Source organism: Paenibacillus germinis (genome assembly GCF_013141785.1).
GTDB classification, from domain to species: Bacteria; Bacillota; Bacilli; order Paenibacillales; family NBRC-103111; genus Paenibacillus_E; species Paenibacillus_E phytorum.
This window is the reverse complement of the sequence record NZ_WHOC01000142.1, coordinates 1-25905: the sequence shown is the minus strand read 5'-3', so window position 1 is coordinate 25905 and position 25905 is coordinate 1. Positions and strand designations below refer to the sequence as shown.

The 25905-nt window shown below is 43.7% G+C and carries 25 protein-coding genes and 1 pseudogene; 16 read left to right on the top strand and 10 right to left on the bottom strand.

Annotated elements, in window-relative coordinates:
• The first annotated feature begins 234 nt into the window (after positions 1-234).
• The 6 genes from GC102_RS26135 (at position 235) to GC102_RS26110 (ending at position 6993) form a co-directional block, all read left to right on the top strand.
• Positions 235-1374 (top strand): PQQ-dependent sugar dehydrogenase, encoded by a 1140-nt coding sequence (locus GC102_RS26135; RefSeq protein WP_171692124.1) that lies wholly within the window; start codon positions 235-237, stop codon positions 1372-1374.
• Positions 1375-1728: 354 nt separating this feature from the next.
• Complete coding sequence (locus GC102_RS26130) at positions 1729-3288, top strand: spore germination protein (protein WP_171692123.1); 1560 nt, start codon at positions 1729-1731, stop codon at positions 3286-3288.
• Between the two features lie 19 nt (positions 3289-3307).
• Positions 3308-4501: a Ger(x)C family spore germination protein gene (locus GC102_RS26125; protein ID WP_171692122.1), complete on the top strand. Its 1194-nt coding sequence runs from the start codon at positions 3308-3310 to the stop codon at positions 4499-4501.
• A 5-nt stretch (positions 4502-4506) separates the two neighbouring features.
• Positions 4507-4749, top strand: a complete 243-nt coding sequence (locus GC102_RS26120; protein ID WP_171692121.1) for a hypothetical protein — start codon at positions 4507-4509, stop codon at positions 4747-4749.
• Positions 4750-4777: 28 nt separating this feature from the next.
• On the top strand, positions 4778-5869 hold the full coding sequence (locus GC102_RS26115) for a GerAB/ArcD/ProY family transporter (RefSeq protein ID WP_171692120.1): 1092 nt from the start codon (positions 4778-4780) through the stop codon (positions 5867-5869).
• Positions 5870-5895: 26 nt separating this feature from the next.
• Positions 5896-6993, top strand: a complete 1098-nt coding sequence (locus GC102_RS26110) for a GerAB/ArcD/ProY family transporter (RefSeq protein ID WP_171692119.1) — start codon at positions 5896-5898, stop codon at positions 6991-6993.
• Between the two features lie 9 nt (positions 6994-7002).
• Here the strand turns inward: GC102_RS26110 and GC102_RS26105 are convergent, their stop codons facing one another.
• The gene (locus GC102_RS26105) at positions 7003-7392 is read right to left on the bottom strand and encodes a ribosomal maturation YjgA family protein (RefSeq protein ID WP_171692118.1); all 390 of its coding nucleotides are present in this window, start codon (positions 7390-7392) and stop codon (positions 7003-7005) included.
• 158 nt (positions 7393-7550) lie between these two features.
• On the opposite strand from GC102_RS26105, the gene GC102_RS26100 reads away from it, so the two are divergent.
• Complete coding sequence (locus tag GC102_RS26100; RefSeq protein ID WP_171692117.1) at positions 7551-9113, top strand: SWIM zinc finger family protein; 1563 nt, start codon at positions 7551-7553, stop codon at positions 9111-9113.
• The gene (locus GC102_RS26095; protein ID WP_171692116.1) at positions 9110-12040 is read left to right on the top strand and encodes a DEAD/DEAH box helicase; all 2931 of its coding nucleotides are present in this window, start codon (positions 9110-9112) and stop codon (positions 12038-12040) included. The genes GC102_RS26100 and GC102_RS26095 overlap by 4 nt, the downstream gene beginning before the upstream one ends.
• A 484-nt stretch (positions 12041-12524) precedes the next feature.
• On the opposite strand, the gene GC102_RS26090 is transcribed toward GC102_RS26095, so the two are convergent.
• From GC102_RS26090 to GC102_RS26080, 3 genes are read right to left on the bottom strand one after another with little or no spacing between them, the layout of a single operon-like run.
• Positions 12525-13082 carry an SRPBCC family protein gene (locus GC102_RS26090; protein ID WP_246321129.1) on the bottom strand — a complete coding sequence of 186 codons (558 nt, stop codon included), beginning with the start codon at positions 13080-13082 and terminating at the stop codon, positions 12525-12527.
• Between the two features lie 42 nt (positions 13083-13124).
• Positions 13125-13586: an SRPBCC family protein gene (locus GC102_RS26085; protein ID WP_171692115.1), complete on the bottom strand. Its 462-nt coding sequence runs from the start codon at positions 13584-13586 to the stop codon at positions 13125-13127.
• Positions 13552-13899, bottom strand: coding sequence for an ArsR/SmtB family transcription factor (locus GC102_RS26080; protein WP_216628170.1), 348 nt, complete (start codon positions 13897-13899; stop codon positions 13552-13554). The genes GC102_RS26085 and GC102_RS26080 overlap by 35 nt, the downstream gene beginning before the upstream one ends.
• Before the next feature lie 146 nt (positions 13900-14045).
• On the opposite strand from GC102_RS26080, the gene GC102_RS26075 reads away from it, so the two are divergent.
• Both GC102_RS26075 and GC102_RS26070 read left to right on the top strand, forming a co-directional pair.
• A complete protein-coding gene (locus GC102_RS26075) occupies positions 14046-14480 on the top strand; it encodes an SRPBCC family protein (RefSeq protein WP_171692114.1) in 435 nt (144 codons plus the stop codon).
• Positions 14481-14503: 23 nt separating this feature from the next.
• Positions 14504-14824: a TfoX/Sxy family protein gene (locus GC102_RS26070; RefSeq protein ID WP_171692113.1), complete on the top strand. Its 321-nt coding sequence runs from the start codon at positions 14504-14506 to the stop codon at positions 14822-14824.
• A gap of 187 nt (positions 14825-15011) precedes the next feature.
• Here the strand turns inward: GC102_RS26070 and GC102_RS26065 are convergent, their stop codons facing one another.
• Both GC102_RS26065 and GC102_RS26060 read right to left on the bottom strand, forming a co-directional pair.
• Positions 15012-16019 (bottom strand): DUF3231 family protein, encoded by a 1008-nt coding sequence (locus tag GC102_RS26065; RefSeq protein WP_171692112.1) that lies wholly within the window; start codon positions 16017-16019, stop codon positions 15012-15014.
• A 130-nt stretch (positions 16020-16149) separates the two neighbouring features.
• Positions 16150-17649, bottom strand: a complete 1500-nt coding sequence (locus GC102_RS26060) for an MDR family MFS transporter (RefSeq protein ID WP_171692111.1) — start codon at positions 17647-17649, stop codon at positions 16150-16152.
• A gap of 139 nt (positions 17650-17788) precedes the next feature.
• On the opposite strand from GC102_RS26060, the gene GC102_RS26055 reads away from it, so the two are divergent.
• Together GC102_RS26055 and GC102_RS26050 are read left to right on the top strand one after the other, a co-directional pair.
• Positions 17789-18442, top strand: a complete 654-nt coding sequence (locus GC102_RS26055; protein ID WP_171692110.1) for a TetR/AcrR family transcriptional regulator — start codon at positions 17789-17791, stop codon at positions 18440-18442.
• 4 nt (positions 18443-18446) lie between these two features.
• Positions 18447-19316: an AraC family transcriptional regulator gene (locus GC102_RS26050; RefSeq protein WP_171692109.1), complete on the top strand. Its 870-nt coding sequence runs from the start codon at positions 18447-18449 to the stop codon at positions 19314-19316.
• A gap of 64 nt (positions 19317-19380) precedes the next feature.
• On the opposite strand, the gene GC102_RS26045 is transcribed toward GC102_RS26050, so the two are convergent.
• A complete protein-coding gene (locus GC102_RS26045; protein ID WP_171692108.1) occupies positions 19381-20790 on the bottom strand; it encodes a HEAT repeat domain-containing protein in 1410 nt (469 codons plus the stop codon).
• A 253-nt stretch (positions 20791-21043) separates the two neighbouring features.
• On the opposite strand from GC102_RS26045, the gene GC102_RS26040 reads away from it, so the two are divergent.
• Complete coding sequence (locus tag GC102_RS26040) at positions 21044-21961, top strand: helix-turn-helix transcriptional regulator (RefSeq protein ID WP_171692107.1); 918 nt, start codon at positions 21044-21046, stop codon at positions 21959-21961.
• 41 nt (positions 21962-22002) lie between these two features.
• Positions 22003-22212, top strand: a pseudogene (locus tag GC102_RS26035) (UxaA family hydrolase); the annotation flags it as partial.
• Between the two features lie 52 nt (positions 22213-22264).
• Here the strand turns inward: GC102_RS26035 and trhA are convergent.
• From trhA to GC102_RS26020, 3 genes are all read right to left on the bottom strand, one after another.
• Complete coding sequence (gene trhA, locus GC102_RS26030; RefSeq protein WP_171692105.1) at positions 22265-22909, bottom strand: PAQR family membrane homeostasis protein TrhA; 645 nt, start codon at positions 22907-22909, stop codon at positions 22265-22267.
• Positions 22910-23046: 137 nt separating this feature from the next.
• On the bottom strand, positions 23047-23643 hold the full coding sequence (locus GC102_RS26025) for a glycerol-3-phosphate acyltransferase (RefSeq protein ID WP_171692104.1): 597 nt from the start codon (positions 23641-23643) through the stop codon (positions 23047-23049).
• Positions 23640-24734: a glycosyltransferase family 2 protein gene (locus tag GC102_RS26020; RefSeq protein ID WP_171692103.1), complete on the bottom strand. Its 1095-nt coding sequence runs from the start codon at positions 24732-24734 to the stop codon at positions 23640-23642. Before GC102_RS26020 ends, GC102_RS26025 begins: the two co-directional genes overlap by 4 nt.
• A gap of 161 nt (positions 24735-24895) precedes the next feature.
• Here GC102_RS26020 and GC102_RS26015 point away from each other — a divergent pair, with 161 nt between their 5' ends.
• Positions 24896-25069: a hypothetical protein gene (locus tag GC102_RS26015; RefSeq protein WP_164826796.1), complete on the top strand. Its 174-nt coding sequence runs from the start codon at positions 24896-24898 to the stop codon at positions 25067-25069.
• 47 nt (positions 25070-25116) lie between these two features.
• Positions 25117-25875 carry a hypothetical protein gene (locus GC102_RS26010; protein ID WP_171692102.1) on the top strand — a complete coding sequence of 253 codons (759 nt, stop codon included), beginning with the start codon at positions 25117-25119 and terminating at the stop codon, positions 25873-25875.
• The last annotated feature ends 30 nt before the right edge of the window (positions 25876-25905 follow it).

Sequence of the window (25905 nt, the reverse complement as noted above, 5' to 3'; positions counted from 1 at the left end):
CTTATATTAAACTTTTGCTAATTACCTAACAATGTTCTCTTCTTATACTACCACGAGTATTTGGGTTACGGGTATCTTCCCCGCCGCATTGCGGGGTACCGAGAATTATGGTTCATCGCATAGATATTTGATAAACAATGCGGTTTATCGCTTCCTTCCACAAAATGGTATAATATTTTTTACAAACCACAGGCTAAACGCATGTTCATCCTAATCATTGAGGGGGAAAGGTTTATGAGAACGATCCTAGTGATTCTAATAGCTTTATCGATTGGAATAACCTCTGGCTGTACGCGGAATAAAAAAGTTATTGAACCCTCTCCAGGTCAGACTTCAACTACACAATTGGATATTCCCTATACAATGGAAACAGTCGCCGAAGGACTTAACGTCCCTTGGGAGATGGATATTGCGAAGGATGGCCGGATTTTTTTCACGGAAAGACCCGGTACTCTGCGTGTTATTGAGAAGGGTCTTCTGAACCCTGAGCCGCTTATCTCTTTCGAGGCCCCCTTCATTAGCGAAGGTGAGGGAGGATTGCTAGGACTTGCGCTTGATCCCTCTTTTATGGAAAACCACTATATCTATGTATATCACACCTATCGAGTAAAGGATCAAGTTAACAATCGTGTGTTGAGGCTTATCGAAAAAAATAATAAAGCGCAGCTGGATAAAGTATTAATTTCAGGATTACCAGGAGCGGCAAACCATAACGGCGGAAGGATTAAAATTGGTGCCGATAAGCTGCTTTATATTACTTCTGGTGATCGGTACGATCCTCCATTAGCACAGGATCCAACTAGCATGGGAGGCAAAATATTAAGAATTGCCCTAGATGGGTCTATTCCTGCCTCTAATCCTATTAAGAATTCAGCTATCTATAGCATGGGCCACCGTAACCCTCAAGGGCTCGCTTGGCATCCAGAAACAGGGCAATTGTACAGTTCCGAACATGGACAATCCGCACATGATGAGATTAACCTTATTGAACCTGGGGGCAATTATGGTTGGCCATTAATTGAAGGTGAAGCAGCATTGAGTCCAGAGAAAGCTAATCTAAAAACGCCAATCCTCCAAAGCGGAAAAGAAACGTGGGCACCATCAGGCGCAGCATTCGTTAGCAAAGGGCCTTGGAAAGGCAGCCTCTTGGTGGCAGGATTACGCGGAGAACAACTTTTAAAAGTAAACCTAAAAGGACCGAAATACGATTCAGTCGCCAACGTGGAACATCTATTTCAAGGGAAATTCGGCAGGCTTCGCAATGTCTACGAAGGACCAGATGGATCTCTATATCTTATGACGAACAACCGTGACGGTCGCGGCAAGCCAAAAACAGGCGATGATAAGATCATTCGCCTGAAACCAAACTTTTGACTGCATGACTTTAGCTGAATAACATTGAATTAATTTCTGCCCTTGCGCTTCCAAAAGAAGTGTTTAGGGCATTATTTGTATATTTAAAGAGCTATCATTCCTTCATTCATCCATTCATCCCGAAACCTCCAGTGAGCATATATGTCAATGAATTCCGATTTAAGACACTCCAATGTAGAACCATATTAAGTGAAGCAATCGACGACCTCTTCATACTAACATTTGACGTCGCCTTTTTGTGCGGATAATTCGTTGCTCGAAACGCAACAAAAGAACTTCAGTACGCATACCTCATGAAAGTTCAGGAAATGATGTATGATATAACAACATCCTAGAACTTGGAGAAACTACCACATGTTCGCTCACTGGCTGCGCTCCAAAAAGAATCCAATTGCTCCTTCACAGAACACAATCGTAGAACCTACGGCATCCACGCCTTTATTCTCAACCATTCAAGAAAATGTTGATTACGTTCGACAAACTCTCGGAAATAGCACGGATATTATTATTCGAGAATTTACCTATAATTCCATTACAGAAGGGTTAGCCATCTTGTATACAGATGGTCTTGTTGATGCGACTGTCGTCAATGATTTCGTTATGAGATCTTTGATGGCAGATTCCACGGAAATTGATCCCGAGCAAGACCCATTTGATGTATTAACCATGCATACACTGACGATTGGTGAAATTCAGAAGGTATCGGATATGAAAGGAATGCTTCATCATATCCTATCGGGCGATTCAGTCATATTAATGAACGGGTATACCAAAGGGCTGGCAGCAGGTACCAAAGGATGGAAAGACCGAGGCGTTACAGAGACGAATGTAGAAACCGTCGTGCGCGGACCGCGGGAAGCTTTCTCCGAATCGATTCGAACGAACACCGCATTGATACGAAGAAAGATCAAAGATCCGAATTTATGGATGGAAACCTTTCAGGTTGGCCAGGTTACCCAAACTGACGTTGTTCTTATGTATGTAAAAGGTATTGCTCTAGATTCACTAATTCTCGAGGCCCGCAATCGATTGACTCAGATTTACATTGACGGGATTTTCGAGAGCAGTAATATTGAGGAACTTATTCAGGATGAAGTGATAACTCCTTTCCCAACCGTGTATAACACAGAACGTCCAGATGTCGTCGCTACTGAATTGATTCATGGTAAAATTGCCATTCTCGTAGATGGGACCCCCTTCGTGCTGATTGCTCCAGCTTTATTTGAAACTTTCCTCAAATCATCCGAGGACTATTATCATCGGGTAGATATAAGCACATTAGTAAGGATCCTTCGTTATGCTGGATTTCTCATTGCTTTATTAGCGCCATCGTTTTATGTAGCAATAACTACGTTTCATCAAGAAATGCTGCCAACTCAACTGCTCATTAGCCTCGCTGCACAAAGAGAAGGCATTCCATTTCCGGCGTTCATCGAAGCCTTATTGATGGAAATTACATTTGAAGTTTTACGGGAAGCAGCACTGCGCATGCCGCGGAGCATTGGTTCCGCCTTATCGTTCGTCGGCACACTCGTCATCGGGCAAGCAGCGGTCGAAGCCGGTATTGTTTCGGCAGCCATGGTTATCGTTGTTTCCATTACGGCGATTTCCAGTTTTGTTTTCCCTTCTTATGACTTATCGAATGCCATTCGCATTCTTCGATTTCCACTGATGGCTCTCGCTGCTTCATTCGGGTTTTTCGGCATACTCGCGGGATTACTCGGACTTGTTTTGCATTTGAATAGCTTGCAATCATTCGGTGTACCTTATTTAAGCCCTTTTGCTCCACTTGAATTGAACCAACAAAAGGATGCCTTGTTTCGATTTCCTTTTCAATCCATATTTTCACGAGTTCGTACCCTTAATGCCAGAAACGTTGTCAAGAAAGCGAATAGAAAGCCCTTCAACCCTTAGAAGGAGGAATGAGGCAGATGTGAAATCTTTGATTCGACTAACAGCTTGCTTACTGGCTATAGTCTTACTGTTAAGCGGCTGTTGGAGCCGCAGGGAGCTTAATGATATTGCAATTGCCGAAGGAGTTGGCATCGATATTACCGGTGATCAGTTTGAGCTAACCGTTCAAATTGTTAATCCGGGCAGTGTAACGAAAGCGAAAGGGGAGCATGAAGTTCCCGTTATTGTGTATTCTTCCAAAGGTGTCACACTGAACGAAGCTGTTAAACGATTGACCTCGTCGATTTCGAGAAAGATTTATTTCGCTCACATTCGTATTCTTGTGTTTTCTGAGGAATTAGCCAAAAAAGGGATTGTCAATTCGATGGACTATTTAATGAGAGGGAGCGAATTCCGATCTGATTTTGACGTCGTCATTGCCAGAGAAAGCTCAGCTAAGGAATTATTAAGTGTGATGACGCCTTTGGAAAAAGTTCCAGCAAATTATATCTTCAACTCCCTCGAAGCAGCCAAGAAAGAATGGACATCTGGGATAACCATTAAACTAGATCAACTATCAGATGCACTAGTGACACCAGGTAAGAGTACGGTCATATCAGGAATTCAGATTGTGGGAGATCATTCTATTGGTACTAGCAACAAAAACATTGATTACACCATGCCACCTGTACGATTAAAATACTCGGGTAATGCGATCATCAAGAAAGATAAACTGGTTGGTTGGCTGAACGAATTTGAGTCTCGCGCTTATTCCGTGATTACCAATCAAGCCAAGAGGTCTTCAATACATCTGCCCTGTCCCGAAGGAGGGAACATTGGCATTGATGTAGCAACCATCCATAGCAAGATTTACGCAGTTGTAAAGAACGATAAACCGGAGATTTTCATTGAAACTCGAGCAGAGGGAAATGTTTCAGATGTAGAATGTAAAATCGATTTATTCAAAGTCGAGACTCTCGCATACTTAGATAAACAATATGTTGAATTTGCTAAGTTGAATATGGGGAAGACCATTAAGAAGACACAACAATTAGGCGCAGATATATTCGGTTTCGGTGAGGCCGTTCATCGTGCTGACCCGAAGTACTGGAACAAAGTAAAGAACAATTGGGAAGAGCATTTCAAACATTTGGAACCCCATCTGAAGTATGATATCAAAGTGAGAGGTACGGGAACTCTGGGTGATTCTGTTGTTAACGATATAAAGGAGTAATCGTTATGTTAATTGGTGTAAGTGTACTTGCGTTATCCATTCTCATTGCGTGCTATGAAATTCCGAAATTATGGAAACAAGGATGTAAGAAGGAAGTCGGAATCTACTGCACTCTCATGTTGCTTGGCAATGTGATGGCAACACTGAAAGGAATGAACAAAGAACTACCTAATCCGGCTGACTGGATTACGTTTCTAATGGTGCCTTTCACCAAAATTTTACTACACATCGGATTATTAAAATTGTGAGTATTCATCCTGCTTAGGGAGGCGTGTCATGAATAACGAAAATGTGTTATCAGCTCGTCAACTCATGATCTTGATTATTTTTTTTTCGGTGGGAACGACCATTCTTGTAGTCCCCTCGATGCTAGCTGCTGAAACTAAACAAGATGCCTGGATCTCTGGTGTAATGGGCGTAGGAATTGGCTTGCTTTTCTTATGGATGTATGTCAAGTTAGCGATGATGTATCCAGATTATACGCTATTTGATATGAATGAGCATGTATTGGGGACATGGTTAGGCAAAACAGTCACTCTCTTTATTGTCTTTATCGCAATTGTGCTGAGCGCACAGGTACTCTTCTACATCGGCTCGTTCATGACTAGACAAATCATGCCAACAACACCCGTACAAGCCATACATATTCTCATGATTACTTTCGTAATCATTGGTTCAAAGCTAGGCGTAGTTATATTGGGGAGAACCGCGGAAATCTTTTTTCCGTGGATTCTTCTGTTGTTTATCCTATTGGTGATCTTTGTAACTCCGCAGACCCATTATAATAACCTGCTGCCCATAGGTGAAACAAGTATGATGTCGATAACTCGAGCATCCATTTTTATGATCGTTTATTCCTATTTTCCTATTATCTTTACGATTTGCTTAATTTCAAGAGATGCTAAATTCCCTAAACAACTAACTAAATCATTCCTCTATGGAGGTATAGTGAGTGGAAGTATGATGATTATTATAGCTTTTCTTAGCATCATGGTGATGGGACCCGACCAGTCGTCAAGAAATGTATATGCCACCTATGCATTGGCAAAGAAAATAAATGTAGGGAATTTTTTGCAGCGTATCGAGGTCACGGTTGCATTCTTGTGGTTTATTACCATTTATTTTAAATTGACAATGTATTTTCACGTAGCGATTAAAGGAATCGCCTCCCTTTTTCATATCCAAGATTACAAATCTCTTTCGACTCCAACTGGGGTTATAGTTGCTGTGCTTTCGTTATTGGTGTATCCAAATGCGGCATATACAAGGCAATGGGATACTTTGACATGGGTACCACTCGCGTTTTGTTTTGGATTTTTGTACCCAGTCTTATTGATCGGTCTCAGTTACTTGCGTGGAAAGAGATAAATGAGGTAAACAAGGGACGTGCAAAGATGGGTACAGATCAAATTTCTCCGCGACAATTAATGATTATCGTCATCCTAGTTTCCGTTGGAACGGCTATCTTGATTATTTCAGCATCGGTAGCAGCGGAATCGAAGCAGGATGCATGGATGGCACAACTGGCAAGCAATGGGATAGGGGTCGTTCTCACTTTGCTTTATTTGTATATTGCGAAGAAATTCTCGAAGCGTTCAATTTTTGAAATAAATGATACAGTTTTTGGAAATTGGTTGGGGAAGTTCATCACACTCTGTCTTGCGTTTTTGACACTGATTTTTTGCTCAATGGTTGTTTTTTATGTAGGCGATTTTATGAATACGCAAATCATGCCGACAACTCCAATTCAAGCCATTCACATTGTATTTATACTAGTTATCATCATGGGGGCAAAGTTAGGGATGGTTGTCCTGTTAAGAACTGCAGAGATCTTCTTCCCGTGGATACTGCTTTTATTTATCTTCTTCATTTTCTTTAATACTCCTAATATGGAAGTGAATCGCCTTTTACCGATTGGAGAAATCACGCCCCTTCCTGTGGCTCGAACTGTAATAAGAATCACTAGTTATACGTTTATACCTTTGTTTATTACGATTGGACCCCTACTTCATAAAGTTACAAGTATGCAGCGGGCCCAGAAAGCTTATTTGATAGGTGTAATAACAGGCGGTATCATCATGCTTATTCTCGTCGTATCCTCTATTCTGGTATTAGGGGCAGGTAATACAGCTATGCAAGTCTATCCAAGTTATGCTTTGGCGCAAAGAATTAATATAGGGAATTTTTTACAACGGATAGAAGTGATCATGGCCTTTTTATGGCTTGTTTCCATTTACTTCAAACTATCTTTGTATTATTACACAACAATAAAAGGTTTTGCGCATGTGCTCCATATACGTGACTACAAAATACTTTGTTTCCCAATTGGTTTAATCATTACTGTCTTATCGCTGGTAGTTTATCCAAATAAAGTACATGAAGAGAGATGGGATAACTTAACATTCATTCCCCTTGCACTCCTGATAGGTGTAGTCTATCCTCTCTTGATAGTACTTGTAGGTTGGATGCGAAAATCGTCCCTTCGTGGGTAAATGGCATGATTAAATGCGCTTATCGCGCTGCAGCCATAGCTTGTCTATCCAAAAAGCAATTGTAATACCTATGACATATCGAAACAAATCAACCGTTAAGTATCCTCTTCCAAGTATGAGGGATCCAATGACCGTATTTCTTATTTCGATTATCCATTCTGCTTGATATAACTGACTACATTCAATAGCAAAGCTAAATAAGACACTGATTATTACTGCCCATTTTAAACTTCTCTGTATAAAAAGAAATCGAAATCCAAAATAGACCATACTTGCCCAAAGCACGTCCCCAGCATGCTTAGCAATAAAGTGAGGGATTAGGCCGGAGAACGTTCTTGAACTTAAGCCTAAAACGACGGAAGTTATTATGGCTACAAAATACTTTATCCGAGTTTTCAATGAGAATCCTCCTTCCTATTAAATAGACTCACTAACTGGTGTATCATTCTCATTTGTTATATGATTTGAACATATTTCTTTAAATTTACATTATCAGCTTCACTATTTATACTAAAAGATGATTTTGATTATTGAAAGTGGAAAAAAGGAGCTATTCTATGAGTTCTCCCGTTTTAAATGATGACCAATGGTTGAAGCTGCTGGAGTACGTAGCCGAAACTTATAATGACGTTACCCTAAGTCGAGGGTTTACCTACTTTAAACAACAGCGGGTAGCTTCTGTGATCATTTCTGAGACTCGAGTTGTTCAGGCCCGAGTGGAAGAGGAAGAATCAGGAGAATACCGAGTTACTCTGAACTTAGACAAGCCCCGCTCCAGTGAATGTAGTTGTCCGGTACCAGCCTCTTGCAAGCATATGGCAGCCGTTTGGATGGAGCTTGGAGATCGTCTAGGTTACCCCGCTTCCCAAATTATGAATGCCAAAATGCATCTTAAGCGGGCTACTTCAATTACCTCTTTGGAGTCTACACTCACACAATTGCCCAAAATGGATGTATCCGGCTGGCAGAAGTTCCTGAATCATTACACGTCCTCCATTAAGGCGACCTATGATTTGGGAAATTATGTTGATATGCTGCGGCAGCAATTGCAAAACATCAAGAAGGTCACTATTCCTTTTTCTGATATGGATCGGATTTTTTTTGACATGCATCAGGAATTATTTATCCTTAGAAAAATAAAAGAACAGAATGCACAAGGTGGTGTAAGTTACTACACTTCTTCCACCCTTTACCGGGTTTACGATGAGATTCATACTTGGCTGAAGCAACATTCTTCCCTTCTCAACTTCTCGATCTCCGGAGAGCGCCTTGATCAAACGTTAAGTCATATCAGACAGCAGATGGCTGAAGAAGTTGGTCATAACTATCAAGATTATGGCGTCTATACGGTGCTTTGGAAATATTGGGTATCTCCAGATCCTGAGGCGAGTCACTATGTAACTAAGGAAATAGAAGCTCTTGAGACGATGACAATAGACAGTCCATCACCTTCTCTCTCAGCCGCAAAGGCCTTCTTGTACTTGCAGCAATCCAGAAGTAAAGAAGCCTGGGAGGCTTTAGAAACGAATGGTATTTTCAAAGAGGCCCCTGCCAAACTATTTATTCCTTTCCTCGACTATCTATATGACACCCAGAATTGGGAAGAGTTAGTGAATTGGTTGAGAAGATCAGTCTCTTTTTTCAATCGGAAACGGACCAAAGAACTTGAGATTTATGCCGATTTTTGGACAAAAGTCATCGTGCATCTCCCTCAAGCAGAAGAGCAAATGTGGAGCGTTCTAGAAGAGCTATTGCCTTATTCTTTCCGGATTATAGAGGAAATGCTATACGAACAAAGAAAATGGAAGCCATGGTTGGAAATGCAGATCCTTCAGGGGCATGACCCTCTTTACCATCGAGTCAATGTTCTGCAGCCGATTGAGAAGGATACACCAAAACTCCTTCTACCCTATTACCATCAAGCGGTAGATCACTATGTCAGTTTGAAAAATCGGCATGATTACAAATTAGCGGTGAGGCTCCTCAAGAGGCTCGATAAAGTGTACAAGAAAATGAAACAAACCGAGCGATGGGAACATTTCTTTTCTGGTTTCGTGGAACGACACAGCAGGCTGAGGGCGCTGCAAGAGGAACTAAGGAAAGGAAAGCTACTGGGATGAGCACAAAATTGCATGATATGACATTAAACGTGACCTTAACGGACAGCGGAGATGCCTTACTCTGGGGGCTGCAGGACGGACGCGATGTGCCCGGTGATAAATTTCGAAAGCTGCTATTCGCGTGGCATGAGTCCTCTTACTATGGGACCATTCTGGACCAACTGGTAGCAGGAGAGTTAACACTTACGGTCCTGCCCGTGGAGATGGTGCTCCCCTTTTTCGCAGAACCCTATTTCATGGATGTCCTCCGATGGGAAGGGGGAAACGAAACCACTAAGGGGCTGCTAGAATTGGCGCCGGTTCTATACCGAGAAGCTAAAGCAGGTCACTATGTACCCAGTTACAGCGCATTCCGAAATGGAAATCTGGCTTGGACTTGGGATCCCGAGACGGAGTCACTGAAAGAACTTGACTGGCATGCACTGCAAAGTTTAGATGGCTTTGGTGACGGAATGTCTGGCTTGCGTGCCGCCTTCTCTGCCGTGGTTTCGGCTGAGCACTATCCCAATGAAGCTGCTCTATCCGATCTTCGGCGGGATTATCCAGCCCTGTTCCGAGCACAGAAAGCTGCCCCTACCTCGGCTGATGCATTCACGGACGAAGAATGGCTCGCCTCTCTGGGCTGGAGACCGGACACCGCTCCCTTCCGCCCTGCTCTGCAGCTGCTGGAACCGGACGAGAACGATGATACTTGGCGCCTTCGCTTGGTACTGCAAGATAAAAGTGAAGGATCTGTGTTAACCCTAATTCGCCTTTATGCTGATGGACGTGCTTCAGGCACGTGGGCTAGTGAATGGAGCCCGTATATTCTGGAGCGTTCTCTTGGCTGGGCTACAAGATTAACAGAAGCATTGCCTGGACGAAATAACGGCGGCGAGCTATTTGCAGAGCCTTTAAGCGACGAAGCAGCTTGGTCGTTTCTGACAACGGACAGCCGACTTTTGTTGGAAGATGGCTGGAATGTCATGCTCCCCGGTTGGTGGGAGGCCGCCTCCAAAAGGAAGCCTCGTCTGCGCGCAAAGGTTTCCTCAGAAGCTGGCGGCAGAGGCGAGTCGCTGTTCGGGCTGAACTCGCTGGTAAACTTCGATTGGCGGATTGCCATTGGCGATACCGACCTGAGCGAAGCAGATTTCGCTGGTCTGCTTAGACGCAATGAACGGCTTATCCGATTCCGTGGACAGTGGGTGATCTTGGATCCTTCTTTATTGGTGCAAATTCGAAGGCTCATGGAGAGTGTGAATCCGGAAGAAGGTCTGTCCCTGCAGGATATCTTTCAGCTTCACCTGTTAAGTGAATCAGAAAAGGAAAGAACCCAAAAGGAAAGTCTCACGGCGGAAGAAGAAGCGGATAATGAAGAACGGCTGAAGCTGAAAGTCGAGCTGAATGCGCATCTCTTGGCGCTGCTGCGTCAGCTTGGACAGCCCTCGGAATTGAAGGAAATTGCGGTACCGGAGGGGTTGCGCGCTGAGCTTCGCGGGTATCAACGCGAGGGCTTCACGTGGCTGAGCTTCCTTAGGAAATTCGGGCTTGGCGCCTGTTTAGCCGATGACATGGGGCTCGGCAAGACCATTCAATTCATCACGTATTTACTCCACCATAGAGCGGAGTCCGAGCAGCCTGCCCTACTGATCTGCCCTACCTCCGTGCTTGGCAACTGGCAGAAGGAGCTTGTCCGCTTTGCCCCAGATTTAAAGGTTTTTCTTCATTATGGGAAGGGACGACTAAGCGGTGAGGCACTTTCTACGGTTTTGAAAGACACCGATATTGTGCTTACCTCTTATACGACAGCTTTGATGGATCAAGAGACTCTGCAGGAAACCATGTGGAGCTCCCTTTGCTTAGATGAAGCCCAGAATATCAAGAATGCCCACAATAAACAATCCGCAGCGATCCGTACGCTCAAAGCTCGGCACCGCATTGCGCTGACAGGAACACCGATTGAGAATCGATTATCCGAGCTGTGGTCGATCTACGACTTTCTTAATCCAGGATACCTCGGGAACCAACGCGGGTTTCAACATCGTTTTGCGAATCCGATTGAGAAGCACCACGACGAGGAACGAACGGCACAGCTGCAGAAGCTCGTCAAACCTTTCATGCTGCGACGCAAAAAGAAAGATCCTGCGATTCAGCTTGATTTGCCTGATAAACTTGAAATGAAAGTCTATATCAATCTAACAGCCGAGCAAGGAGCACTCTATGAACGATCCGTCAAGGATCTCATGGAACGTATGCAAAAGCTGGAAGGCATGGAGCGCAAAGGAGCAATCCTAGCGGCCTTAACGCAGCTAAAGCAGCTATGCGACCACCCCATACTGCTCACGAAGGAAGATAATCTATCGGAGGAATCTCTTCTTTCCGAGGAGAGCCGCGAAGCCTTTGTGATGCGATCCGCGAAGCTTGAGCGGCTGGTTGCCATGGTCGGTGAACTCCGAGACGAGGGCGACTCCTGCTTGATTTTCACCCAGTATGTAGGCATGGGGCGAATATTGGCAGACGTACTGCGGGCACATCGGAATGAACCGGTATTGTATCTGAACGGAAGCACGCCCAAGTTGGAGCGTGATAAGATGATTGATACGTTCCAAGCCGCAGATGAAGCGGGGCCGGGTATCTTTGTTTTATCGCTGAAAGCTGGCGGAGTCGGACTCAATTTGACCGCAGCGAACCATGTGTTCCACTTCGACCGTTGGTGGAACCCTGCCGTAGAGAACCAAGCCACGGATCGAGCCTATCGGATGGGACAGACGCGCAATGTACAAGTACACAAGTTCATCTCTCTCGGCACATTAGAGGAACGAATCGACGAGATGCTCGAGAGCAAGATGAGTTTAAGCGAGAACGTGATCTCCACCTCCGAAGGTTGGATTACGGAACTCTCAAACGACGAATTGAAAGATTTGTTTGCACTTCGTAAGGAGTGGTGATTGAAGAACGATGGCCTCCTCAAGCTTGAGGAGGCCATCGTTCTTCCTGTTTCCCTTTTAGTTTTTCTATAATCACTCTTACAATGATTCCGATAACGATGTCATACACGGCAGAGTAAACATACTTCCACTTGATACAGACAACAACCATAATCCAATTACATATTGGTTACCCAATAAATGCGTAGACCACGCTCATACAAATTAATCCCAGGAAGAGGGTGTCTGCATCTAACATGTAAATAAGAATTGATTAACTACTACTTCATACCCTTTGGAAGAATCGAGAAATAAATAAAGGACTGTCCCAAAAGTAGATAAAATCTACTTGAGAACAGCCCCATAAGACCTATTACAACATTCGAATCGGTATTCAGAATGAAATCCCTACTTCCATTGGATTAATCCAATGGAAGTAGCGGGCAGACTGCTAAATTCACAACGTAGGAGCTGAATTTTCCAAATATGCCTTTTGGGCCCCAACTTAGGCTAGGTACTTCTTGAGCGGTTCCCAATAATTTGTATGCCAGCCGGGAGCCAGGTGAGCTTCTTGGCCTTCGGGAAAGCCTGTATGGCTAAAGATTAGGCGGGTTTCTGCGCCTTGCCCTTCCAATTCGAACTTCACTAGAGAATATACGCCTTCTTCCCAATTCGCGACACGCCACGCTTGAACGATTCGCTTGTTTGGCTCAAGCTCAATATTTTTCCCTACGATCATCCCACCGAAGCAGGAGAAAGAACCACCAGCTTCAGGAGTTATTTCTGTAGGTGCTCCACCTGAGACTTTGCTAAACTGTGCAGCATCGGTCAATGCTTCATAAACGCGGTTTGGGCTTGCTGCGAACACAACCTCCTGATGAATAGCTGAGGAATCGCCTAATTGTTTGTCTTTTCCCTTCAACCATTGTGTAAGCTGCTCCACAGACATGCTTTTCAACATATCAGCGTGATCGTGAATGGCATGATGCCACATCTTTGCCTCTACTTCGTACCGGTTTTCCTCTTCTACTTTGAACCCACAATCACAAGATAATGTCGTCATTGTCTTCCATCTCCCCATAAGCTTTTTTATGAAACAAAATGTTTAATGCATGGCCTTAACAGACCAAGGATCTATACCAGGATCTCCACCCTCAGCCAACGTTTGGAGTCTAGTTGTATAGTGCATCCAACCCTCTGTGTGGGCGGCGACTTCTTCGACCGGCAAATCGTAGTGAGTTAATAGCAGAACAGTACCTTTGTTTTTAGCTGTGAATTTAAATTCGAGCGTGCTTGAACCAGGTGGAACCACCTTGGATTTCTCCCAGCCCCACGTCATAACGATTTTCTCATTAGGAATAATCTCTTTATACTCCCCCATCGCAATATCCGATCCATTAACATCGATCCGATATTTCCCTCCGATGCTTGGCTCGAGCAGAATATGTCGGCCCATCCAACGAACCATCTTCTCTGGGTCGGTAAAAAAGGAGAATAAGATCTCCGGACGGCAATCGATGAACATCTCTTTCCTAATCGTATCGCTTGTTTGATTCGTTTGATTCACGGTTACGCTGTCTCCTCTCTTCTTCTTCTGCGACTTCCTTCAATAGCAGTAGACTATCATCCCAGAAACGGTCAATGTATTCTTTCAGATCAGCAAAACCTTCCCTCCTCATACGATAATACCGCTTGGTTCCCTCTCTCCGAACCACTAGTAGTCCGGATTCCTCAAGAACCTTAAGATGTTGAGATACTGCTGGCGCCGAAATGTCAAAATGGGACGCGATGGAGCTTGACGTAAGCTCTCCATCACGTACGAGATATAAAATATCTCTGCGTCTTGGCTCTACGATGGCTTGGATCACTTTTTCGATCATGACGTTAATTTAGCATATACTTAATTAAGTGTCAACTTAACTAATAAAACTATTTAAGTTGACACTTACATAAGTGATTGCTAAAATACGAGTGTCAACAACGACTGATTTTACTTATTACACTACGAGGTAGGGAGATTATAGAGATGGGAATTGATGTTTCTGCCAAGCTGGTGATTGCTAAAAGCCGTATTGAGGTTGCTCAATATGCGATGGAGCCAACCAATGATCCCAAATGGACCAAAGGCATTAAGGAGGCTGAACTCCTTACCGAACGCCCCATTGGCTTGGGAACTCAGGTAAGACGAATGGCAACATTTCTGGGTAAGGAAATTCATTATGTGCTTAAAGTAGTTGAATATAAATCCGAGCAGTTGATGGTGATGCAATCGATCAAAGGTCCTTTTCCGATGAAAGTCACTTATCAATTTGATGATGAAAATGACGCCACACTTGCACAAATACGTGTTGAAGGTACCTCTGAAGGCTTCTATAGTTTCACAGATATCTTCATGTCTCCACAAGTAAAACGAAGCATTCAAGGTGACCTGAAGCGGCTTAAGACGATTATGGAATCATAGAAAAACAATTCGAAGGGAGCATCATGATGTCCATGCCTCGTCCTGATGAGGAGATGAAACAATTTTTCGCTGCTGTTATGCCCGGCGATCCTCATATTCATATTCGTCCAATGTTCGGTAATCTGGCCGGTTTTATTAATGGCAACATGTTCGTTGGACTTTACGGACAGCAAATCTTTATCCGCCTGCCGGAGGACGAGCGTACTCGTCTTGTCGAGCAAGAAGGAGCATCGTTATTTTCCCCCATGCCAGGCAAAACGATGAAGGAATATGTCACCTTACCGATCCAGTGGCGGGAAACGCCTGATACAATTACGGCGTGGATCGAGCAATCCTTGCAATAGGTCGCAGCGCTGCCAGAGAAGATTCCTGCGAGAAAAAAACCAAGCACCAAGAAGAGTAAAAATGTATAGCTGTACAATCCAGACATACCAAAGACCATCCAATTCAAGCATTGGATGGTTTTTTATTGAAAAAATAGAGCTGCATATGCCAACTTTGATCACTCTCTACGACCATTTAAATCACCGCTTATAAGGATAATAGAGCGTTACGTTCGATCGCACCAGGTATTTTTTCCATCCATCCATTCTTAATCATGAGCTCTGCGCCATCGTCTGCGTAGGTTCCGATTTCAGCTGTAAGCCGAATGTATACCGTTATCAAATCTCTCCTCATGCTTGCTGCAGAAGAAGCTCCATAGTTCCCCATTCCTATCGCTGCAAGAAAGACCGTATGGTAGAGCATTAACTTATCGGAAAATGGGGACTCTTTGGAATTCGAAATTTCTGTTTCCCAAGTCGTGGGTGCGGGCAGCTGGTCATCGCGTAATAATGCGCTGAATATTTCGACATGCTTTGAGGAAATATCTCTGCCGCGCACGATATATTCAATGACTTCTTTGGTTTTAGCAACTTGAGAAAAACCTAACATCAATGCCTGACCAATACTGTTCTTCATAATATTCATATAAAGGTTGGAGATTTCTACTGCATTTAAGGGTCTACGATCACCCAGCAGTCCATTTAACCAACTTTCTTTGTGTACATACTCAACTGAATCTGGGTACGGTATGAAAGGACTCCTTGGGAGAATTCCTTTAGATTGCAGAATAGCCGTTGCTTTCTCTAGCAACTCAGCCGCAGTCTTCAGATTATGATGAAAGAATGCACGAAGATCCTGTCTTGAACAGCTTCCTAATGCCATTCCATAGCTAACTATACCAGCAATGCCCATATGCCTGAGATAGAGAAGCATATATCCATCTGAAAATAGTCTTCGCGCATTTAAATTGACATCCTTCTCTGTAAAGGCTAGAGGGATAGGGAACTTTTCGTCTTTAAACAACTTGTTACTAAATTCCATATGTTCCGTTGTCAGTCCAAGTGCGTATTCAATGATTGGTTTTACGTCACCATCCTCAACTGTATGCAAGAAATGTTTAAGCACGCAATTGACCATACTGTCACTTAAATAACCTCCCCATAGAGGTGCGATATCACCAGAAGTTAGTTGAATATGATGCTCATCTTGACTCATTGTATTGCCCCCTAATAGGATGTTTTACGCTATTATTTAGAATTCCATAAATACCAACTTCTATGTAGATTCGTAATAACAAAAAAAGCCTACCGATTCATCGGTAAGCTTCTTGCACAATTGTTCGTATCTAGTGTAGTCCTTCTAACACGACTTCTTGTTTTACAGCCTCACTAGGCTGTGTCTTGTCACGGCGAAGGAACAAGCCTAAGAATATCCCACAGATCGCAATAATTAGCATCACGTGGAAAGTCTGGCCGAACGCTTCTGGCGCTACAGCAAGCATAGCTTTTTGCATATCAGCAGGACTGTTTATTGGCATGTTTTTTGCAGCTATGGATGAGTTCACACGCGAGGAGAGAATTGTCACCAAGGTAGCAACTGCGAAAGAATTGATTACTTGCTGCATCGCACTAGTTAAAGAAGTAACTCGACTCACCAAATCATGCGGAGCTTTCTTAATCAGATGCGAATTAAGCGGCATCATCATAAGGCCCATACCCGAACCAGCCATAATAAGCGGTAAAATTAAGTCATGACCTTCTGTCGTTAGATCGACATGTGAATATTGAAAGATCGCTCCGGATACAAGACTGAGCCCAACGACTACCAACCAGCGAACACCGATTTTATCAAATAAGTAACCGCCAATCGGCATCATAACGGCCGAAGCTAACGCTTGCGGGAATAACGTCATCCCTGTGTCGAAAGCACCGTACCCGCGGGCTTGCTGAAGAAATTGCGGAAGCAGGAAAATAGCCCCGAACAAGCAGAATTGCAGTACCCACTGTACGAAAATACCGAAGGAAAAATCAACAGATCTGAACACTCTCAACTCGAGCAGAGGGAGCTTGGATTTAAGTTCAACAATGATAAAGGCGATCAAGGCGACAGCTCCAATGATGATGCCCCACAGCGTTTTATCGGAAGTCCAGCTTTCAGCACCTTGTGTAATTCCATACGATAGTGATGCAAAGGCAATGGGCCCTAGAATCATACCCGGTAAATCAAAACCTGCTACCTTCTTACGTGCAACAGCCGGCAGCTTCCATAGTCCAAAGATAAAGCTGAAAATACCGACGGGAAGATTAATTAAGAAAATCCAATGCCAGGAATGGTACTCAACCAGCCATCCGGATAAGATAGGTCCAATCGCAGGCGCCAACAAAATAGGCACACCCAGCATTCCCATCACTTGACCAATTTTGTTAGGTGGACTTAACCGGAATACGTATGCCATAGCAACAGGCATAACGAATCCGCCGCCTAAACCTTGAAGGATACGGAAAACAATCAACAACTCCGCGCTGTTCGGTGTAGCACATAAAACCGATGCTACAGTGAAAAGAACAACAGAGGTGAGGAATACGTTCTTCGCCCCAAATCGATCGGATAGCCATCCCGCTAGTGGAATGACGGCCGCTGTCGCCAGCATATAGCCCGTTACAGTCCACTGAATAGTAGGTAAATCCGTTTTAAAATCGATGACCAGCTTCGACAATGCCACATTCATCGCAGTTGTGTCGAGGATAACCATAAATATACCCGATATTATGGCGATGAGCGGTACCAGAATACTCGTAATCTTAAACTCTGGCTCCGCTTGGCCAGAAGTTATTGGTTGACTCATGTTGTGTTCCTCCTTCACAATATGTATTCCATCGTGCTACAATAGTTACGGACAATTGTCCGCAACATCATATTACGGACAATTGTCCGTAATGTCAATTATTTCTTTTGTTAAGATTGTTCTTATAGGAGGACCATGTATGAAACATCCAGATACCAATGAGAATTCATTATATAACCAAGATATGAAAGCCATTCCACCTTGCGGTCGACGTGAAGAACGTGATTCGGAGTATCGCCAGCGTATTCTTACTTCTGCCAGAAGCCTGTTCGAAACCAATCAAATTGAATCCGTTACCATGCACCAGATTGCCAAAGAATCTGGTGTGGGACAAGGTACTCTATATCGCCGTTACGCCCATATTGGCGAGGTTTGCAGCGATCTGCTTCGTTCAACAACAGCCCAGTTTCTTGCTTCTCTTGAAGAGGGTCTCGCGGATCGCGGTCCTGAGGTAACAGCTATGAACCAATTGTCGGACACGATCGTTAGAATCATTGATTTTGTGGACGATAAAGCCTCTTTACTTTCCGTCATCAACACCATGTATACCGAAAAACGAAGCTTTTATTTACACAAAAAGCCCATTTATATCCGACTTCACAGCATTGTTGCTCCTTTGATCACTCGTGCTGTTCAACAAGGAGAGATTGAACAGATCGATGTCGATTTGACAGTTAACACTATACTTGCCTCCCTAACGCCAGAACAATACTTGTATCATAGAGAAATTCTGGGCTACAGCAAACAGCAATTTGTTGAGGGCATTTGCCGACTCTTCGTGAAAGGAATATGAGCTCATGAGAATTGATATGAATCCTAGCCAGCTCACCTTCTGGAAAAAATACATGGCTAAAGCGAAGCTTGATTTATCCTATGCGGCTTACACCAAGGTACTAAGATCCTGGAACGATGCGAACGCTTCTTGTCCGTTTAATCGCTTATATTTTATTATCGAGGGAGAAGGCTATGTAAAAGTTGGGGATCAGACCTATTATCCGAAACCAGGAGAACTTTATCTGCTCCCAGCGGGGAGTAATCAAGCTTATGGAACCATAAGTGATCACACATTCGGAAAGTACTGGTGTCATTTCACGGCCAAAATCGGGGATTTGGATCTGTTTCAGATTTTACAAACATCCGCTTTCATTACGATCAAAGATCCAGAAGCTTTACAAAAAAAATTCGAACAACTGATAGCCTATAATAAAAGTGAAGAGTTAACTTCCGCCTTTAGAGTCAATGCGATTATAAGTGAATTCATTGCCGATTTCATTGAACAAACTGAAACTGTCAAGCTGAACTTGGCTTCTACCCCTACTTACGAGAAAATGAATAGTGTGCTGCACTATATGGAACAGCATATCGCTGATAACGTATCCATAGATACATTATCCCAAATTGCACACTATCATCCTAACTACTTTATTAATGCTTTTAAACAGTTTACGGGTTATTCACCGATTCAATATATGAACCATTTGCGCTCGGAAAAGGCCAAGGATTTACTCATGATGTCGGAATTAAATATTTCACAAATCGCCGATTCTCTGGGCATGGAGTTATCGTATTTTTCCCGCATGTTCCGAGAACAGACGGGTTTCACACCAACTTCTTTCCGGGATTTGAAGCCGAAAATGATCGATTACAACGAAACGATGTTGAAATGAAACATGGAACAACGCAAAAAGGGCAAAAGTTAATTTGCCCTTTTTCTCAATCTATTTTACGCGTTTACGGATAGAACGCATTTGTCTTTGTCGTTGTCGGGCACCAGCGGGAATTAAGCAGAAACTTAATCAGCGTATTCTTCGCCCGCTCCGAACCGATATAATTCAGAGATTCCGCAGCATGAGCACGAACATATCTATTCTCATCATCCAATGCGATTTCTAACTGCGGCACAGCAGCTTCCGCTTGAGAGCCTAATCGTGATAAGGACAAACTTGCCATGAAGCGAACTTGCGCGTTCGCATCTTGTAAGCATCTGCCTAAGCTTGATACGATCTCATTCAGCGGTGTGTTCATGAATCCAAGTGCATCTACTACGGCGCAGCGAACTCGATCAGCAGGATGTTCGAGCAGCTTTATGAAGGTAGGAACGGCTTCTGCCGCTAAATCTCTTAATTCACCAAGAGCAAATATCGCATGTGTAACGATTTCAATATTCTCATGATTCAAAGCTGCAATTAGTCCTTTAACTGCCTCGCTTCCAGAAACTGATAATCCATAAGCGGAAATTCGCGATACTTGTTTATTCTCGCTATTTAATCCTTCGAGTAAAGCGTCCACACCCTGCTGCCCTCTACGTGCCAGATCATAGGCTGCATTGATCGCTAGCGGTTCAAAACCATCCAACTTAGCTGATAACTCTTTAATTTGATCCGGATCAGATGCAGCTGTTCCTGCCAGACTGCCGATTTTGCCAGACAGCCAGTTCCAGGTTTCTTCCCACATCAAATCATGCTCGGCTATTGGCAAATGCAAGTTGGCTGGCTTCCTCCATGCAGCCTCTTGATTATTCCAACTAGGTGCTTGCGGCAGCTCTGTACGCATGAATTCAAACTTCAGCATGTAGCGCGGCTCTCCTAACACATTAGGTGTGGAACGATGCCAAATATCATAATGGATCAGCGCAAAGGTACCTGCTTCCCCGCTTGCTAAGACTTCCCCTTCTTGTTCACTCGATTCAAATGTCCGAGTCTGGTAATTTTGTGTGCCTGGCATAACACCTGTCGGTCCTAATTCCACTGGTGTATCCTGTGGGAAATACATAATCATTGCCCAATTGGGGTGATGATTGCGCATTCTGTCATAGCCCCAATAGCTGTCCTTATGCCAGCCTCCAGCCGTTGCTGAAGCATTGAAATGCCCATGTCTATGTGCGTGCATCATATAGTTCTGGCCTAATACGCTTGTTAATGCACCTGTCACTACAGGGTGATCGAATACTTTTTGCAGCTCACGAATGCGGGGTAGTAAATTATTGCCGGGGTTCCCCTCTTCCGCATAAACCGTGTTTAATTGTTCTAGAAGATTGCTGTGAAACTCGCTCGAAAAGTCGGTTTTGAGTATTAAACATCCATTTGTGATAAATTCTCTCATCTGCTCATCTGTCAATAATAAAGGTGTGTTTTCCTGCATGGCTGTTAGCCTCCTTGGCTTTGAATGAATGCGGTAACAATGACCTTATTATAAGAAAGATGTCTCTGACTAAAAATAGACGATCTTAATCAGAGCTAGCACAAAACTAAGATGGACTGAAAACGATTCTTTAAACTATCCTTTAAAATCTGCCCATTCAAGCTTCTTGTACTCGACTGTATATCTCTTCTATATTGGTATAAGATTATCGCATATCATCATTAACCTGCATGATTAGGAAGTGAGGCAGCACATGACGTACCCGCAAGATCTAATGGAAAAAACACCACCCTGGGATAGCAGCTATCCTTTCCGTTTTTACCGAAACCGACCGCAGTCGACCGCTAAAGACGATAACATTCTGTATCTTCACTGGCATGAACATTTCGAGATCATTGATATGCAGGTTGGTAAAGCTATATTTCATATAGATAGCCATCCTTATGAGGCCCACGCTGGCGACCTGTTGTTCGTGCCCGCTGGAGCTTTGCATGTTGGCTATAATGCAGCAGATGAAGCAATGGAGTATGTCGCTGTCGTTTTTAATGCTTCCTTACTGCGAGTGATGCATCCAGATCCTGTGCACGAACGGTATATTCTCCCGTTTCTAGACGGACGAGTTCCAATGCCTGCCCAATTGTTTGCTGAGGATGAACTTGCTGCTCCTTATCGTAGACTCATTCGTGAATCTACGGCTGAATTCGAGAATCAAAATGCCGCATACGAGCTCGTCATCAAACATAACTTTCAGCTGCTTTTCGCTCTGTTATCTAGGCAATTTTTACCGGAGAAGTTCATAGATAAGCCAGCTCCTGCCCGTCATTCGGAATCTTTCAAACCGTTAATCCAGCATATAGAATCCCATATTGCCGAGCCTTTGTCGGTTGAGCAGGCCGCACGGATGGTGAATCTGAACCCGTACCATTTTTGCAAAACATTCAAGAAGCTAACCGGACGTACCTTCGTAGATTATATAAACTGGCTTCGAATCAATGAAGCTGATCGTTTACTTCGTGAAACCGAATGGACCGTAACCGAAATCGCCGAGCGTATTGGCTGCGGTAACGCTAACTATTTTACGAAGTTATACAAGAAATATAAGAGTTTCCCGCCTTCTGACGTTCGGCGAAAACGGGAGCCCGCTATGAAGTCAGTCCCCCCATTATCTTAGTCTTGTGCTAACATGCGTGAGAAAAGTCTCTATTCAATTCCAAAATTACGGCAAACAAATTCACCTACTCAAATATGGAAGACAATATGGATGTGGATGTGAGCAGCATGCTCGCTGGAACCTTAAACTTGGAGCAAGCAGGCGAACAAATCTGGCAGGAAATTTACGAAGTGGCTGAAGGCAAACTGACCAAGGCAGAGATTCTAGGTCATCAGGAATTCAGCATTAACCGTATCGGTCCGAGCTTATAGATCCAATTACGATGCGATGTCAGCCTGCCGGACACTAGGCACATTTTCACCCCTACAAAACGGCAGGCATCACATAAGCATATATGGCAATAAAGTGGCAGCTGCTTCCCGCAAGTACAAACAAATGCCAAATGACATGGTGATATTTTAACCTTCGCCAAAGAAAGAATGGCACGCCAATGCAGTAAAAAGCGACTCCGACCATTAACCAAGCTAGAGCCATAGAGGGAAGAAGTTCACTTAGCGGACCGATTAATGAAACCATGAAGGCACCCATCAACAAATACATAATCAGGCCCCAAGGCATAAACCGCTTAATAATCAAATGAACATAGCGCACGCCTCCGAAAGCTAGTCCCCATATCAAAAACAGCAAAGTGTATCCAAGAGTTCCTTGCAAGGTAATCAGTAGGAATGGCGTATACGAACCCGCAATGGCAATAAAGATAGCCGAATGGTCCATGACTTCAAAGCGTTCGCACCACTTCTTCGAGCGAGAGCAATGCAGCAGGGTCGAGGACAGATATAGCAGGCAAAAGGATACCCCATAAACCGCATTGCTAATGATATAGGCAAGATCTTCAAACAGAACGGAACGTTGTAAAAGTAAAAAAAGACCGAAGGCACTTAGCGCCGCGCCCAAGCCGTGGCTTAATGCGTTTAGCCGTTCTTCACTCAGAGCTAATCTATCTTCCATTCGTAGGCTCACTCCTTTCTGCTTAGTTCCTAGTTTTTCCTAATGTTAAGCCTTGTATGTAATCACTTTGCCCTGTTTATGAACACAAAAAATGGATCCCGGCATCATGACCGAGATCCATTTTATTTATTTCTTCATCACCTTTTTAAATAAACAGCAAGCTCATTTCTATGGGTAAATGCAAGCAGTAGAAAATTCCCTAACCATACCCAAAGGATCGCACTCGAATAATCCCTCATATACAAATAGATACCTACCAGCAGAAAACCGACAACAACCTGCAAGCCGTCTGCCTCTGTCGATGTAGACTTTCCTCTGTTGATCACCTTGATTGCACTTAGTAAAATGGCCAAAACCACGGCAAAAGCAAGTGAAACTTCAAAGCTGGACAATGCACTCCATACGCCGAAGGTCACAGCGATGGCTTTGCCTCCTTTCCCCTTCAGGAATGGAGAAAAGGCATGCCCGATAATCGGAGCCAATGCGATGGAAATCACTGAGTACCCTTGAATCCTTTCATTCCCTACTACAAAAAGAAGGATAAGGTATCCTTTTAAAAAGTCGAGAATAACACCAACAACACCAAGCTTATAACCAGCTGCTTTCCATAGATTTAGAGCCCCCGGATTCCCGTCACCAACCTTCTTCAAGTTTTTTTTGGCGATAATGCCAAGCCAGTAAGAAAACATGAAAGATCCTGATAGAAAGGCACAAACCGTCCAAACAATGGTCATTGCCCCCTCCTGCTTCCTACCTTGACGTGCCGTCCTTTCCATGACACATGCCCAAGGAATACGACCTGATAAACGGAATACAGCATAACGAAAATGAAAAATAACGTGGAGAGGACGTGCAAAACTGGCATAATGATTCCAAACATACCAACATGTTTAATGAAATAAAACAACTGAAGCATGTATAAGAGATATCCGATGAAAAGTGGTAGCGCCCACGAAGTGTTGATAAATAGGAAGAAAGTTTCTGAAGCAATTAGCCCTACAACCCAAATGGCAACAAGGAGGATCGTGCCCGGACTTAACGTTGACGTGCTCAGGACTGCTCCTTTACCGAAGCCTTGAACCTCGCTCTTGATCCCTTGTGGATACATACGAAAAGAAACCAGGCCTCGCCCAATAAAATTCGTCACTTGAATCCCGGCATTCCTATAGGAGGCCCCAAGGTTCAAATCATCCAACATCTCCGACTTGATGCCTTCATGTCCCTTGATTTTCTCATAATCTTCCCTAGTCGTTAAGATGCAGGAGCCATACAGACCCTTTTTCGGATTTTTCTTTTCAAAAGGGGACGTAAAAGCGAATACACCAAGTACATTAAAGATCAACGCCAGTCTTTCCACAAACTTCTCCGTATAATGGAAGGGAACGACAGAAACGACGCCTCCCGCTTTATTTCTCGCCTTAACCAGTGCCTCCAGCGCACGTGGAGCTAAGCGAATATCCGCATCAAGAAAGGCAATTAGATCACCCGAAGCATGCAAATATCCGTTCCATACAGCCCAGTTTTTACCCGTCCATCCCTCCGGGAGACTTGTGTTGCTAATGACAGTAACCCCGTAACTTTCAGCAATTCCCTTCGTATCATCCTCCGAAAAATCATCAACAACGATAATTTCAAAGGGTTCCAAGGTTTGTATCTTGAGTGCATGGAGGAGTTGAGGCAAATTGCATGCTTCATTCCTGGCAGGAATAATGATTGACAGCTTCACTTTTTCAGGACCTTTTTCCTGACGGACAGTGATTACATTTTTTCTAAATAACAAGAAACCACATAGACACCCGATGACAAATAATACATATATCGCCACCCTCGAACCCCCTCCTTCGATTCCCTCATAACGGATGGATGAAAGTGCTGCCCTTACAATATGGAGAACAGGTTGTATTGATATATATGTGCTCATCAAGCGAACATTTCCGCAATTGTGTTATAATGTTCAATATCAAATTACTGGAGGCATAATGGCATATGAAAATATATGTTATCCTCTCCTTCGATGGCGAAGGAATGGAAAATGTTTATGTAGGCGCAGATGAGGAGAAAGCACTTTCTCTGAAGCCGACTGACTTTGAAAACTGCGAGGCCCTTTTCGTAGAGATTTGGGAAGATGGCGAGAAAACCGACGATTACCGCTTAGAATAACTAGGGATACATACATCCAAAACAAATAATAGAAAGGCGGATATAACATGGTCCATGCGTTTACCATCCAGCCCGCTTCGTATACTACTTTCGAAGACGAGACTGAGCAGCTCGAACAGTGTAAAGAATGGGGCTTGCTATCGGAGAAAGCAGCGAAAACAAAGGCTTTTTTCTACAAGGGGAATGGTATGAATCTGCCATGCGGCATTGTTGGTTTTGTGGATAAAATGACAGCTGTCATTGAATTCGACAACAAGCAGTTGCATTGCATCCACCCCTCCTACTTGAAGGAAATGCAAGCTGCCAATTACAGCCAGAGGGGTACAGGTTCCGCTGACTCCACAGAGGCGGAAGTCTTAGAACTTGAGACTTTGCAAGAAGATGCTCCAGCTATCGTAGAAGCTAATGTGGAAACTAACGTAGAAGCTAGTGTTGAAGAGCTTGAAGTTAAAAAGGTCCCCAAAGAACCGAAAAAAGAGAAAGTAAAAAAAGAAAAAGCTCCAAAGCTTCAACTTCCCGAAGAAAAAGTGAAAATGATAGCTACAGTCAAGGAATTTACAACGGTACCGAACAATTTCTCTGATACGGAAGATGAAGTCATTATCTACGAAGCTGTTTCCATGATAGAACCAGAGATGGAAATCGGCGAAGCCTGGTCCAGCCACAGTGCCACACTTAAGAAATTGGAACTGGAAATCGGGGACAAGCTCTCGTTCGAATGTAAGATTGTTGCGAAGAAGCTCTCCAAACATCCCGTGCCTTACAAAATAAATAATCCTGCTAAATTACAAAAGGTAACATCCTGACCTGATAGCTTGAAAACATGTAAAGTTGTA